The 14,018-nt window shown below is 72.6% G+C and carries 11 protein-coding genes; 8 read left to right on the top strand and 3 right to left on the bottom strand.

What is annotated here, in order from left to right; genetic code table 11:
- Nucleotides 1-756 carry a PspA/IM30 family protein gene (locus tag P8S73_RS03185; RefSeq protein WP_102613154.1) on the bottom strand — a complete coding sequence of 252 codons (756 nt, stop codon included), beginning with the start codon at nucleotides 754-756 and terminating at the stop codon, nucleotides 1-3.
- Between the two features lie 67 nt (nucleotides 757-823).
- Entirely contained in the window at nucleotides 824-2,863 is a 2,040-nt protein-coding gene (locus P8S73_RS03180; RefSeq protein ID WP_102613153.1) for a TPM domain-containing protein, read from the bottom strand.
- A 251-nt stretch (nucleotides 2,864-3,114) separates the two neighbouring features.
- Between P8S73_RS03180 and P8S73_RS03175 the strand changes: the two genes are divergently transcribed.
- The gene (locus P8S73_RS03175) at nucleotides 3,115-4,701 is read left to right on the top strand and encodes a S1C family serine protease (protein ID WP_396350504.1); all 1,587 of its coding nucleotides are present in this window, start codon (nucleotides 3,115-3,117) and stop codon (nucleotides 4,699-4,701) included.
- A 128-nt stretch (nucleotides 4,702-4,829) separates the two neighbouring features.
- Here the strand turns inward: P8S73_RS03175 and P8S73_RS03170 are convergent, their stop codons facing one another.
- Nucleotides 4,830-5,294: a tRNA (cytidine(34)-2'-O)-methyltransferase gene (locus tag P8S73_RS03170; protein WP_039101766.1), complete on the bottom strand. Its 465-nt coding sequence runs from the start codon at nucleotides 5,292-5,294 to the stop codon at nucleotides 4,830-4,832.
- A gap of 105 nt (nucleotides 5,295-5,399) precedes the next feature.
- Here P8S73_RS03170 and P8S73_RS03165 point away from each other — a divergent pair, with 105 nt between their 5' ends.
- The 7 genes from P8S73_RS03165 (at nucleotide 5,400) to P8S73_RS03135 (ending at nucleotide 13,821) form a co-directional block, all read left to right on the top strand.
- Nucleotides 5,400-6,632, top strand: a complete 1,233-nt coding sequence (locus P8S73_RS03165; protein WP_102613151.1) for a cysteine desulfurase family protein — start codon at nucleotides 5,400-5,402, stop codon at nucleotides 6,630-6,632.
- A gap of 84 nt (nucleotides 6,633-6,716) precedes the next feature.
- Nucleotides 6,717-7,871, top strand: a complete 1,155-nt coding sequence (gene mnmA, locus P8S73_RS03160; RefSeq protein ID WP_102613150.1) for a tRNA 2-thiouridine(34) synthase MnmA — start codon at nucleotides 6,717-6,719, stop codon at nucleotides 7,869-7,871.
- Between the two features lie 145 nt (nucleotides 7,872-8,016).
- On the top strand, nucleotides 8,017-8,397 hold the full coding sequence (locus P8S73_RS03155) for a chorismate mutase (RefSeq protein ID WP_102613254.1): 381 nt from the start codon (nucleotides 8,017-8,019) through the stop codon (nucleotides 8,395-8,397).
- Nucleotides 8,394-9,416 (top strand): hypothetical protein, encoded by a 1,023-nt coding sequence (locus P8S73_RS03150; protein WP_102613149.1) that lies wholly within the window; start codon nucleotides 8,394-8,396, stop codon nucleotides 9,414-9,416. Before P8S73_RS03155 ends, P8S73_RS03150 begins: the two co-directional genes overlap by 4 nt.
- Before the next feature lie 87 nt (nucleotides 9,417-9,503).
- Nucleotides 9,504-10,190 carry an MtrAB system response regulator MtrA gene (gene mtrA, locus P8S73_RS03145; RefSeq protein WP_039101770.1) on the top strand — a complete coding sequence of 229 codons (687 nt, stop codon included), beginning with the start codon at nucleotides 9,504-9,506 and terminating at the stop codon, nucleotides 10,188-10,190.
- Nucleotides 10,187-12,082, top strand: coding sequence for an MtrAB system histidine kinase MtrB (gene mtrB, locus P8S73_RS03140; RefSeq protein ID WP_102613148.1), 1,896 nt, complete (start codon nucleotides 10,187-10,189; stop codon nucleotides 12,080-12,082). Before mtrA ends, mtrB begins: the two co-directional genes overlap by 4 nt.
- Nucleotides 12,079-13,821 carry an LpqB family beta-propeller domain-containing protein gene (locus P8S73_RS03135; protein WP_396350503.1) on the top strand — a complete coding sequence of 581 codons (1,743 nt, stop codon included), beginning with the start codon at nucleotides 12,079-12,081 and terminating at the stop codon, nucleotides 13,819-13,821. The genes mtrB and P8S73_RS03135 overlap by 4 nt, the downstream gene beginning before the upstream one ends.
- Nucleotides 13,822-14,018 lie beyond the last annotated feature (197 nt).

Genomic DNA, 14,018 nt, shown 5'->3' with positions numbered 1-14,018 from the left:
TCAGACCTCCTCCGCGGAGACGATGTTCTCGCCGTTGGCGGGGGAGCCGCCGTTCTTGAGGGCGGCCAGCCGGGCCTCGATCTCCGTCTGCTGGCCCATGGACTCGAGGGCCTCGAACTGGCGGTCCAGGGAGGAGTCCGCGAGCTCCTGCTGACCGGCCACGCGGGCCTCCTCGCGGCGGATCTTGTCCTCGAAGCGGGAGACCTCGCTCGTGGGGTCCATCACGTCGAAGGACTTCAGCGCGTCCTGCACCTGCGACTGCGCCTGGACGGTCTTCTGCCGGGCGGCGAGCTCGTCCCGCTTGGCGGAGAGCTCCTGCAGCTTCCCGCGCATGGTGTTCAGCCCGTCCTTGAGCTTGGCGACCGTCTCGGTCTGCGCCGCGATCTGGGGCTCGGCGCCGCGGGCCTCGTTCTCGGACTGGATCTGACGCTGGATCGCCACCTTGGCGAGGTCGTCGAACTTCTGCGCCTCACCGGCCTTGCCGGCCGCGCGGAACTCGTCCGCCTTGTTGGACGCGGCGAGCGCCTTGGCGCCCCACTGCTGGGCCTCCTGCAGGTCCTCGGCGTGGTCCTTCTCGAGCAGCCGCAGGTTGCCGATGGTCTGGGCCACGGCGGACTCGGCCTCGCGGATGTTCTCGGTGTAGTCGCGCACCATTTGGTCGAGCATCTTCTGCGGGTCCTCCGCAGAGTCGATGATGGCGTTGATGTTGGCTTTCGCCAGCTGGGCGATCCGGCCGAAGATGGACTGCTTGGTCATGGTGTTCTCCTCTTCTCGTCACTGGACTGGAGCTGAAATCTGTGGGGCGCCGCGGGCCCGGGGCGGGTCAGAAGTTGCCGCCCACCCCGCCGTCGAAGCCGCCGCCCCCGCCGCCGAAGTCTCCTGCGCCGCCGAAACCGCCGCCTCCACCGAAGCCGCCGCCGTAGCCGCCGCCCCCGCCGTTGAGGATGCCGCCCAGCAGGATCCCGCCGAGCATCGCACCGCCCATGCCGTTGCTGCGGCGCCCGTAGCCGACTCCGCCGTACCCGGGGCCGCCGTAGCCCATGGGGGAGGTGAACTGGTCCACGTCCTGCTGCGCCGCGCGCTGGGCGGCGTCGGCCAGACGGATGGACTGGTTGGCCTCGTTGAGGGCGCGTTCGGGGTCGGAGTTCTGCAGCTCGTGGGCGATCTCGAGGTGGCGCTCGGCCTCGGCGAGCTCGGTACGGGCCCGCGCTCCCACTCCACCGCGGCGCGCCCACACGTAGTCGGACGCGGTGGTCAGGCTGGCCTGGGCGCTCACCAGGGCGTGGGAGAGCGTCTCCCGTGCGGAGCGGGCGCGGTCGTTCGCGGAGCGGACGTCCTGCAGTCCCTTGTCCAGCTCCGCCTTGGCCTGCGCGAGCCGGCGGGTGGAGCCGATCGGGTCGTAGCGGCCCGTGGCCATCTGCTGCGTGACCGTCTCCAGCACGGAGCGCACGCCGGCGGCGGCGCCCGCGAGCTCGGGGCGGGAGCCCTGCCGCACGAGGCCCTCGGCCTCGGCGACGTCCCGCTGCGCGATGCTCACGGCGTCCTTGAGGGACTCCTCCGCGCGGGCGAGCTCCCGGCGGGCGTTGTCCACGGAGTCGACGAGCCGGGCGGCCTGCCCCTGCGCCTCCTCCGCCGCGCGGATGTCCAGCACGGCCTCGGAGACCTGCCCCGCGTCCAGGTGCTGCTGCGCCCGGGTAGTGGCATCCTCGGCGAACTCGAGCCGCTCCCGCGCCTGCTCGCCGTTGTCGCGGACGGACGCGAGAGCGGCGTCGTCGTACTCGCCGTGCAGCGAGACGAGCTGGGCCTCGACGTCCCGCAGCCGCGGCGCCGTGGCGGCCACCGCGGAGCGGACGCGCTCGAGCGCCTCCGGGGCGCGCGTCTCCAGCTGGCGCAGCCCGGCGAAGTTCTGCTCCTGCTCGGCCAGGGGAGCGCGGGCCTGCCGCGTGCGCTCGATGATCTCCCCGAGCCACGCGCGCTGGTCCGCCTCGCTGTCCGGAATGTGGTCCTCGAGCTTCTGCTGCAGCTCGAACGAGGCGCGCATGTGCTCCTTGGCCCGCGCGAGCGCCTCCTCGAACGGGCGCGTCTGCTCGCTGCCGTACTGCAGCTGCGCGAACGCGAGCTCCTGCTCCGAGTGCTGGATGGCGTTGTCCGCCTCCACGAGCGCGGACCCGGCCTGCTTGTGCAGCTCGGGCAGCGGGACCAGCGGGCGCTGGGGTGCCGCGCCACCGCGTGGGCCCTCGCCCCCGGACGGTCCGCCGGGGCCCGGCTGCCCGCCCTGCGCACGACGCCGCCGCGAGCGCATCACGGTTGCGGCACCCACCCCGGCGGCCGCCACACCGCCCGCCAGCAGCAGGCCGGTCACGGCGCCGCCGGCGCCCGCCCCGCCGAGCTCCCGGTCGATCCCGTCCACGGCGCCCTGGGCGGCAGCGTCCCAGTCTCCGGTGCGCAGCGCGGGCGCGATGTGCTCGTCGTAGATCTTCTGCTGCTCGGACCGCGACAGCGGGCCGGAGGAGTTGGCCACGAAGCGCGCCTGCTTGGACTGCGTGGCCACGGCCAGGACGGCGTCGTTGGTCCCGAAGCCGTTGGTCCTCGCGAACTTCTGGACCCACTCACCGGGGTCCGTGGGATCCGTGAAGGTGTCCACGTACACCACGTAGAGGGTGATGCTGTGCTCGTTCGCCAGCTCCGAGATGTCGTTCTGCAGGCCCGAGGTGTCCCCGAGTGCGCCGCTGGTGTCCACCACGCGCTGGCCGGGATCCACCCGGGAGGGCGGCTCCGCGTGCGCGGCCGGGCCCGCCACCAGGCAGGCGCCCGTGAGCAGAGCGGCGGGAATCGTGCGGTGCCAGGCGGTGCGTGGTGTCATGACCCTCGTTCCGATTGGATGTCAGCCCGGTGGACGTGCGGCGCCCGGTGCGCCCGGGGAAGGTCCCGCCGTCCGGTTCACAGGATACGCGTCGGTGTCAGCGGGGTCACACGCCGGTGGTCCGGGACCCCTCGGCGTTGTCGTGGCACCTTCGCGGAGGACGTCCAGCGCCGCCCCAGTCGAACCGGGCATACTGGTGGTCCGCAACCTGTCGGGCCGGTCACCGGTACCCCGCTCTACGAGGAGAGAATATGGCTGATTCCCACGATCCGCGCACCGGGGGCGATCCCCAGGGACCGGTGCCCCCGTACGGCCAGTACGGCGCGGGCCAGCAGGGCGGTGCCACGAACCCCCAGGACGGTTCGGGGTGGCAGTCCCAGGAGACCCGGCCGATCCCGCCCGCCGGGGCAGAGGGCTCCCCCCAGTACGGCGGCGCCTCGTACGACGGCGCGCCCGCCGACGGCCACTACGGGAGCGGACCGTACGACGGCGCGGGGTACAGCGGCGCAGCGTACAGCGGCGGGGGGTACGACGACGGCTCCGGGGCCGGCTACCCGCCCGCGGCAGGGGGGTCGGGATGGGACGGGCAGGAAGGCGGTGCCTATCCCGCCCAGGACGGGGCGGCGGCACCGAAGCGGAAGTTCTCCGGAGGGACCATGATCGCCGGGATGGCCCTCGCCGGGCTGCTCGGTGCGGGTGTGGCGGTCGGTGCCGGTGCGGTGGGGGACAACAACGCCACCGGCGGCACCAGCAGCTCGCCCGTGATCGTCAACGACACCGAGTCCGTCAACGAGATCACCGCCGCCACCCAGAAGGCCTCCCCGTCCGTGGTCACGATCTCCGCGGCGTCCGGCAACGAGGCCGGCACGGGCTCGGGCGTGCTGCTGGACGACCAGGGCCACGTGCTGACCAACACCCACGTGGTCACCCTGGACGGTGCCGCCTCGGACGCCAAGATCGAGGTGCAGGCCGCTGACGGCTCCGTGCGCAAGGCTACCGTGGTGGGCACCGACCCCGAGTCCGACCTCGCGGTCATCAAGATCGACCCCAGCGGTCTGACCCCCGCGGTGCTCGGGGACTCGGACAAGCTCAACGTGGGAGACGCCGCGATCGCCATCGGTGCGCCGCTGGGACTGAGCGGGACCGTCACGGACGGCATCGTCTCCACGCTCAACCGAACCATCGCCGTGGCGTCCTCGGCCGCCGAGGACACCCCGGACGACTCCCAGCAGAGCCCGGGCGGTCCGCAGGACTTCTTCTTCAACTTCCCGGACAACGGGCAGTCCGGCTCGCAGTCCGCCAAGTCCAGCGTGTACCTGAACGTGATCCAGACGGACGCGGCCATCAACCCCGGCAACTCCGGTGGCGCGCTCGTGAACTCCGCCGGTGAGGTGATCGGCATCAACGTAGCGATCGCCTCCGCGGGAGGTTCCTCGGGCGAGTCATCGGCGTCCGGCAACATCGGCGTGGGCTTCTCGATCCCGTCCAACACCGCCAAGCGCGTGGCGGACGAGATCATCAAGGACGGCAAGGCCACGCACGGCTACCTGGGCGCCTCGGTCTCCCCGTACGTGCCCTCCGGCAGCTCCTCGGACCAGTTCTCCTCCGGCGCCAAGGTGCGCTCGGTGGAGTCCGGATCTCCCGCCGCGGACGCTGGGCTGAAGCCCGACGACGTGATCACGTCCTTCAACGGCAAGCCGATCACGCACGCGGACGCCCTCACGGCAGGGGTGCGCGAGCTCGCCGCGGGCTCGGAGGCCGAGGTCGTCTTCAAGCGCGGCAACGACGAGCAGAAGGCCACCGTGACCGTGGGCAACGCCGCGGACCAGAAGAAGTAGCCGCGTCCCTGCGGTGACGGGCCGGCAGCCACCGGTCCGTCACCGCAGGGGCCGCGTCACATCAGGTGCCACGCCAGGGACGGTGCGCGGCGGCAGGGAACGGGCCGGGCGGCGTCGTCCCCCGTGGATCACACCCCGTCCGGGAAGCCCAGCTGGCGCCACGCCTCGTAGAGGGCGATCGAGGCCGAGTTTGCGAGGTTCAGGGAGCGGCGCCCCGCCAGCATGGGGATCCGCACCCGCTCGTGGACGCGCTCGTCCGCGAGCACCTCGTTCGGCAGTCCCGTGGACTCGCGTCCGAACAGCAGGACGTCCCCGTCCCGGTAGGCCACGTCCGTGTGGCGCGTGCTCGAGTGGGACGTGAACGCGAAGACCCGCGCGTCGCCGAGGGCGTCCCACAGTGCCTCGACCGTGGGGTGGACGTCCATCACCGCGAGGTCGTGGTAGTCCAGGCCCGCGCGGCGCAGGTTGGCGTGGTCGAAGTTGAAGCCGAGCGGCTCCACGAGGTGCAGACGGGCCCCCGTGCACGCGGCGAGCCGGATGGCGTTGCCGGTGTTGCCGGGGATCTCGGGGGTGTGGAAGACGAAGTGGAGCATGGCTGCGAGTCTAGGCCCCGTCTGCGCCCCGCACGCGGCGGTCCCGGCCCCCTGAGGATGCCTGACCGGCCGTGGGCGGCGCGGCGCCGGTCGTAGGATGGGCCCATGCCCACACCCCGCGTCTACATGGACCACGCCGCCACCACGGACATGCTGCCGGAGGCCGTGGAGGCCTACTTGGAGCAGGCCAGGCGGGGCGGCAACCCCGCGTCCCTGCACTCCGGCGGGCGGTCCGCGCGCATGGCGCTGGAGACGGGGCGGGACGCCGTCGCGGCCGCCCTGAACGCGGAACCTGTGGAGATCATCCTCACCTCCGGGGGCACCGAAGCCGACAACATGGCGGTGCTCGGCCTGTTCCGCGCCGCCCGTGAGGCGGACCCACGACGCACCGTGATCGTCCTGTCCGCCGTGGAGCACCACGCCGTGTCCGAGGCCGCGGAGTGGCTCGCGGCGCACGAGGGCGCGGAGCTGGTCTGGCTCGACGTCGACGCCACGGGACGTGTGGACCCCGGGCAGCTCGAACGGCTGCTGGCCGAGCGCGCGGCGGAGGTTGCGCTGGTCACCGTGATGTGGGCCAACAACGAGGTGGGGACGGTGCAGCCGGTGGCCGAGCTGGCCGCCCTGTGCGACGCCGCCGGGGTGCCCTTCCACGTGGACGCGGTCCAGGCGTTCTGCGCCGTTCCCGTGGACGCCCACCTGCCCGGGATCAGCACGCTCGCGGTCTCCGCGCACAAGCTCGGCGGGCCCATGGGGGTGGGCGCCCTCTACGCGCCGCGCACCGTGCGTCTCGCCGCCACGAGCTTCGGCGGCGGACAGGAGCGCAGCGTCCGCTCGGGCACCGTCAACGCCGCCGGCGCGGCGGCCTTCGGCGCGGCCGTGGAGGCCGCGCAGCGCGGGTTCCGGGACGAGTTCCTGCGCCGGGCCACCCTGCGCGACGCCCTCGTGGCGGGCATCCGGGAACGCGTCCCCGAGGCGGTGCTGCGCGGACCAGAGCCCGGCAGCCCGGCCGAGGAGTGGGAGCACCCCACCCGGCTGCCCGGCAACGCACACGTCACGTTCCCCGGGTGCGAGGGCGACTCCATGCTGTTCCTGTTCGACGCCGCCGGGGTGGCCCTGTCCACCGGCTCGGCGTGCAGCGCCGGGGTGCCCCGGGCCTCGCACGTGCTGCTCGCCATGGGCGTGGACGAGCAGACCGCCCGCGGGGCGCAGCGCTTCTCCCTGGGCCACTCCAGCACGTCGCAGGACGTGGACACCGTCCTCGACGCCCTCGTGGACGTCCACGCCCGGGCCCGCGCGGCAGGGCTGTCCGGACACGTGCCGGCGTCCTTCACGTCCTGAGCCGCTGCGCCGCGGGGAATAGCCGCCCCGGGGTGCGGGTTGTTAAGGCGTCTCGTCCAACCACAACCTTCCGAAGGGGACCCCGTGCGCGTTCTGGCAGCAATGAGTGGCGGTGTGGACTCCGCGGTGGCCGCGGCCCGTGCGGTGGACGCCGGGCACGACGTCACGGGTGTGCACCTCGCCCTGTCCCGGACCCCGGGCACGCTGCGCACGGGCGCTCGCGGCTGCTGCACCATCGAGGACTCCCGGGACGCGTGGCGCGCGGCGGAGAAGCTCGGCATCCCGTACTACGTGTGGGACTTCTCCGAGCGCTTCCAGGCGGACGTCGTGGACGACTTCGTGGCCGAGTACGCCGCCGGACGCACCCCCAACCCGTGCATGCGCTGCAACGAGAAGATCAAGTTCGCGGCACTGCTGGAGAAGGCCCTGGCGCTCGGCTTCGACGCCGTGTGCACCGGCCACTACGCGAAGGTCGTGGAGGACGCGGACGGCCACAAGGAGCTGCACCGCGCCGCGGACTGGGCCAAGGACCAGTCCTACGTGCTGGGCGTGCTCACCGCCGAGCAGCTCGAGCACGCGATCTTCCCCCTCGCCGAGACCCCCTCCAAGGCGCAGGTGCGCGCGGAGGCGGAGGAGCGCGGGCTGTCCGTGGCCACGAAGCCCGACTCCCACGACATCTGCTTCATCCCGGACGGGGACACCCGCGGCTGGCTCGCGGAGCACATGGATCTGGACCCCGGGCGGATCGTGGACACCGAGGGCAACGAGCTCGGGGAGCACCGGGGTGCGCAGGCCTACACCGTGGGTCAGCGCCGCGGCCTGCACATCGGCCGCCCGGCTCCGGACGGCAAGCCGCGGTTCGTGCTGGAGATCCGCCCCAAGGCCAACGAGGTGGTGGTGGGTCCCGAGCAGCTGCTCGCGATCGACGTCATGGAGGGCATCCGTCCCTCCTGGGCCGGGCTGCCCCCGCGGGAGGTCGCGGCACTCGGCGACGACCCCGAGGCCCGTTCCGAGGAGTTCGAGGTGACCGTGCAGGTCCGCGCCCACGGGGATCCCGCACCGGCCCGCGCGTGGCTCACGCGTTCCGAGGGAACCCCGCGGCTGCACGTCCGTCTGGACACGGCCCAGCGCGGTGTGGCCCCGGGTCAGACCATGGTGCTCTACCAGGGCACCCGCGTGCTCGGCCAGGCCACGATCGACGCCGCGTTCGCGGACCGCGCCCACCACGCGTCCGTCTGAGCGGAGTCCGTTCACCGCCGGCGGGGCGGTCACGACGACGCCGCGGGGCTGTGTGCCAGGGCTCGCCCGCCCTCCGGGGCGGGTGCCGGGTGCCCAGCGAAGAGCGCGCGGGGTCGGGTCCGCGACCCCGTTTAGAGTGGTGGTCATGAGTTCCGCGACCGATCCCGCAGACCACGCACCCCTCGATCCCGCCGCGGGCGGGGCGGGGCTCGGTGACACCGCGTCCGCCCGGCAGCGGCTGGACGCGATCCGGGGCACGATCGACAACATCGACGCCGCGCTGATCCACCTGCTCGCCGAGCGCTTCAAGGCCACCCAGCGGGTGGGCACGCTCAAGGCGGAGAACGACATGCCGCCCTCGGACCCGGAGCGGGAGAAGGCCCAGATCGAGCGGCTGCGCAGTCTGGCGGTGGCCGCCCACCTGGATCCCGAGTTCGCGGAGAAGTTCCTGAACTTCATCATCAGCGAGGTCATCCGCCACCACGAGGCCATCTCCGAGGACCACCAGCGCGGAACGGACGCATGAGCGGGTTCGCCACGGACGCCGTCACCGCCACCCTGACCCGGCCCCTGCGCGGCACGGACCTCGTGGAGACGTTCACGGTGCTGCGGGGCGAGCTCGGGGCCCCGCACCGCGCGGCCGTCCCTCTTCTACCGGACCGCGGGCCGCACGCGGAGCTCGCGGCGCGCACGTGCGCGGTCCTGGAGTCCCTGCACGCGGACCGGCAGCCGCACGGCTGGCGCGTGACCGGCGTCGCCGGGGACGACTCCCGCCAGGCCCGCGGACTGCTCGCGAGCGACCTCAACGCGGTGGCCGACGTGCTCGGTGCGGAGTCCGGGGCGGACTCCGCACCCGTGGTGCTCACCCTCCTGGGGCCGGTGTCGCTCGCGGCCACCGTCCACGTGCGCAACGGTGAGAAGCTGCAGTCGGACCCCGGGGCGCGGCGCGACCTGACGGAGTCCTGGTGCGCGGGGATTGCTGGTCTGATGGCTGCGCTCCGGCGCAACACCGACGGCCGCGGCGCGGTGCTCGTGCTCTCGGAACCCGAGCTGGACAGGGTTCTGGAGGGCACCATCCCCACCGCGAGCGGCTACCGGACCCTGCGTGCCGTGCCCCGCCCGGAGGTCCGGGCCGCCCTGACCGCGGCGGTCGGCGCGTGCCGTGACGCTGGCGCCGCGTCGGTCGTGCTCGACGCCGGAGCGGCCGGCGTGCACTGGGCACCCCGCTGCGGTGCCGACACCGTGGTGGTGCCCCTTCCCTCGGGGAGCACGCGGGAGTGGGAGCCCCTGGCGGGCCTGCGCGAGGCGGGACTGCGGCTGTGCTTCGACGCCGCGGGGACAGCCGCACCGACCCCGGCGCGCGCCGTCGTCGATCGGCTGCTCGGTCCGTGGCACGAGCTGGGCATGGAACCGGCGGCTCTGCTGGGAACCATCCTGGCGCCGTCGTCCCGGATCAGTGAACTGGCGCCCCCGCAGCTGCCCGACGCGCTGCGGCGGGTGACCGGGGCGTGCGGCGCGCTCACGGAGGCGTGCAACGAGGGTTGACCCCGCTCAGGCCGTAGAATCGGCACACAGGACGCGGGTCGTCGGCCGCGGCCGACCCCGGAGCAGGAACGAGGGCGAAGGCAGGCCATGAAGGCGAGAATTCTGGTGGTGGACGACGACGCCGCGCTGTCCGAGATGATCGGCATCATCCTGGCGTCGGAGGACTTCGAGCCGGTGTACTGCTACGACGGTTCGAGCGCCCGTGAGGTCTTCCGCTCGTCGGAGCCGGACCTGATCCTCCTCGACCTGATGCTCCCCGGAATGGACGGCATCCAGGTGTGCCAGCAGATCCGCGCGGAGTCGGACGTGCCCATCGTGATGCTCACCGCCAAGTCCGACACCGCGGACGTGGTGCGCGGGCTCGAGGCCGGCGCGGACGACTACGTCCCCAAACCCTTCAAGCCCGCCGAGCTCGTGGCGCGGGTCAAGGCGCGGCTGCGTCCCATGGACCGCGGGGCCACCCAGGAGATCACGCTCGGCGACATCGTCATCGACGTCACCGGCCACACCGTGACCCGGGGCGGGGAGGAGATCTCCCTGACGCCGCTGGAGTTCGACCTGCTCGCCACCCTCGCGCGCTCGCCGCACCAGGTCTTCAGCCGCGACGAGCTGCTGCGGGACGTGTGGGGTTACCCCCACGCGGCGGACAACCGGCTGGTCAACGTGCACGTGCAGCGGCTGCGCTCCAAGGTGGAGCGCGACCCCGAGAACCCCGAGGTGGTGCTCACGGTGCGCGGCATCGGGTACAAGGCCGGCGGGCACCCGCATAAATGACGGCGAGCGCAGCACCGCCGGCGTCGACCCCGGCACCGCGCCGCCGCCCCAAGAGGTTCCGCAGGATCCGCCTGGGGCGCCGCGTGCTGTTCCGCCGCTGGCGGCAGTCGTTGCAGTTCCGCGCCATCGCGATCGCCCTCACGCTGACCTCCGTGGCGTTCCTCGCCACGGGCAGCTTCCTCTCCCACCAGATTGCGGACCGGCTGTTCACGGACCGGCTGAACCAGGTGCTCGAGGAGGCGCGCACGGACATCAGCGTGGCCCAGGCGAGCTTCGACGCCTCGGACGCCTCGGACCGCACCGAGGTGCAGGCGCTGATCAACTCGACCATGGGGAGCCTGAGCCAGGACACGGACGCCGCCGACCACCGGTGGATCCTGATCCCCCTGGACCAGGGCTCGGGGCAGTCCTTCGTGGGGGTCCAGGCGGAGAGCTCCTGGATGACCTCGGCCACCGTTCCGCAGCAGCTGCAGCAGCGCGTGGCCAACGCGGACGGCACCTACTGGCAGCCGGCCTCGGCCCGGATGACGGAGAACGGTGCCGAGCAGCCCGTCATCGTGGTGGGGGACGTGGTGCAGCTGAACCAGAACTCGCGCTACGGGCTGTACTTCGTGTACGACTTCTCGGATCCGCAGGCCACGCTGGACTCGATCCACGCGGTGCTGCTGCTGTCCATGGTGGCGCTGCTGCTGCTCGTGGGCACCATCGTCTGGTACGTCACCCGTGAGGTGGTCCGCCCCGTGTCCAACACGGCGCGGGTGTCCCAACGGCTGTCCGAGGGAGACCTCGACGTGCGCATGCAGGTGCGGGGGGCCAACGAGGTGGCGCAGCTGAGCCGCTCCTTCAACCGCATGGCGGACTCCATCCAGACCCAGATCACGCAGCTGGAGCAGCTGTCCTCGATGCAGCAGACCTTCGTCTCGGACGTCTCCCACGAGCTGCGCACGCCCCTGACCACCGTGAAGATGGCCGCGGAGGTGCTCTACAACGCCCGCGAGGACTTCGACCCCGTCAACCGCCGCTCCGCTGAGCTGCTGCACAACCAGGTGGACCGGTTCGACTCCATGCTCTCGGACCTGCTCGAGATCTCCCGCTTCGACGCCGGCGCCGCCCGCCTGGACATGGCCTCCACCGACATCTTCTCCGTCATCTACGACGTGGTGGAGGCCGCGGCCCCCATCGTGCTGCGGTCCGGCTCCGAGCTCACCGTGCGTTCCACCCTCACCCGGTGCGTGGTGCAGATGGACCAGCGCCGCATCGACCGGATCCTACGCAACCTGGTGACCAACGCCCTGGAGCACGGGGAGAGCCGACCCGTGGACATCTACGTGGCCGCCAATGAGAACTGCGTGGCTGTCGCGGTGCGGGACCACGGCATCGGGATGACCGAGGAGCAGACCGCGAAGGTGTTCAACAGGTTCTGGCGCGGGGACCCCGCGCGGGCGCGCACCGTGGGCGGCACCGGTCTGGGGCTCGCGATCGCCACGGAGGACACCCGGCTGCACGGCGGCCGGCTGGAGGTGTGGGCCGAGCCCGACAACGGGGCGTGCTTCCGGCTCACGCTGCCGCTGCTGCGCACCCAGCCCCTGGACCCCGAGCTGGCCAACCCGCTGGACATGCCGCCCGCCGAGAGCTTCACCGAGTCCACCGCCCGGGTCACCGACACGGGATCGCTGCAGCTGACGGCCCCGGCCGTGCAGCCCGCCATGGAGCCGGACACGGGGCAGATGCTGATCGCGTTCCCGCCGGCACCGGGGGCCGGCTCCGGGGGCGAGCGGGCGACGTCGTCCGACGCCGGGAGCACGCCGGACGAGAACGGTGGCCGGACCGAGGACGGGCCACGGAGCGGATCCACGGCGGCTGGCCGCAGCGACGGGACGGAGAAACCATGAACCACGGGTGGACCACACCCCGGCGCCCGGACACCGTGGGCGGCACCACGCGCCGTCGACGGTGCGCCGCAGCCGCCCTCGCCGTGGGGCTCTCGCTGACGCTGTCCGCGTGCGGGGCCATGCCCCGTTCCGGGCCTGTGCACAAGGTGGTGGAACCCACCGAGCAGTCCCAACAGAGCGCCATGGCGTACAACCCGCAGGCTCCCCGCCCCGGGGCGTCCGCCCAGGAGGTCGTTGAGGGCTTCCTGGCGGCGGGCGTGGGTGCTCAGGACGACTACTCGGTGGCGCGCCAGTACCTCACCCCGCAGCTGGCGACCACGTGGAAGCCGGATGCCCGGGTGCTGATCCACTCGGGTGAGCCCACCACGGTGCCGCGGCTGAACGAGGGGGAGTTCCGCACCACGATCGAAGTGGGTGCCATCCTGGACGCCGAGGGTGTGCGCACGGCTCAGCCCCGGGGGAGCACACGCGTGCTGGACTTCGCGCTGACCTCGGTGGACGGCCAGTGGCGCATCTCGCAGGCCCCGGACGGCGTGATCATCCCGGACACGGACTTCGAGCAGATCTTCTCACCAGTGGACCTGTACTTCTACTCGGCCAACGACAGCACCACCCTGGTCCCCGATCCGCGCTGGTTCGCCAAGCGGCCCACGGCGTCCACGGCCGCGGTGCGCGCGCTGCTGAGCGGACCCGCGTCCTACCTTGAGGACGCCGTCTCCAGCGCGCTCCCGCAGAGTGCCACCCTGTCCAAGTCCTCGGTCCCGGTGTCCGGTGGGACCGCGGCCGTGGACCTCAGCATGTCCGGTTTCGATCCCGCGGACGTGGAGCAGGCCCAGCGGATGGACCAGCAGCTGCGCGCCACCCTGCAGTCCGTGCCGTCCGTGGAGGACGTGGACCTCACGGTCAACGACGCACCCGTGGACACCTCCGGGCGGGAGGGAGCCGATCCCACGCGGTCCGTGACCGTGCCCAACCGCCAGATCGGCGTCTCGGACAACCAGCTGGCGTTCTACCAGGGGGGACAGACGGAGCTCGTTCCCGGTGTCTCCCTGCCGGAAGGGGCCAAGGTCACCAAGCCGGGGATGGACACCGAGGCCTCGACCTTCGGGTTCGTGGACTCCGCGAGCAGTGCGATGTACACGGTGTCCTCCGGTGAGCAGGCGCAGCGCCGCTGGACGGGCGCCTCGCTCACCCGCCCCAGCTTCGACCGGCAGGGCTGGGTCTGGGGATCCGACCGCTCCGGCACGGTCCACGCCGCGCCGACGGCCGCGGAGGGCGCCGGGCGCACCGTCACCGCGGACTGGTTGAAGAACCAGCACGTGGCGTCACTGCGCATCTCCCGGGAGGGCAACCGCGCCCTGGTGGTCACCACCGACGAGTCCGCCCAGCGCTCCACCCTCTGGATCTCCGGCGTGGTGCGCGATGACTCCGGCCAGCCGGTTGAGCTGAAGAAGGGCAACCCCGTGGCGGCGGACGTGGACGTGAACACGGCGCAGTGGATCGGCTCGGACGAGTTCGTGACCACGGCGCTGAACCAGGACAGCAACGCCCAGCCCCGCCGGTACTCGGTGGCGGGAACCTACGAGGACCTGCCCTCCCTCACCGGCGTCACGTCCATCACGGGTGGCAACGGACCCACGGCCGTCTACGGAGCATCGGACGGCAAGCTCTACATGCTGACCGGCAGCTCGTGGGCCCTGCAGAGCGAGGACGTCACGGACACCTCCTTCGCGGGGTGAGCGCACCGACGCCGGGCCCGGTGTCGCCGGGACGCGCTCGGGTGCCCGGCTGACGACCCTGGGCGGGCGGGCCCCCGAGGGCCCGGAACGGTGCTCCCTCCCACCTCTGCACCGGGCGCCCTCCGTCGGGGTCCGCTGCGGCACGGCGCCGCCGTGCGCGGGCGGGTCTCCGCGCGGCGTGCCGCGCCCCCGGGACA

Source organism: Kocuria sp. ChxB, from assembly GCF_044359605.1.
In the GTDB taxonomy this organism is placed as follows: domain Bacteria; phylum Actinomycetota; class Actinomycetes; order Actinomycetales; family Micrococcaceae; genus Kocuria; species Kocuria rhizophila.
The sequence above is the reverse complement of the archived record's forward strand: the minus strand, read 5'-3'. Positions and strand labels throughout refer to the sequence as shown.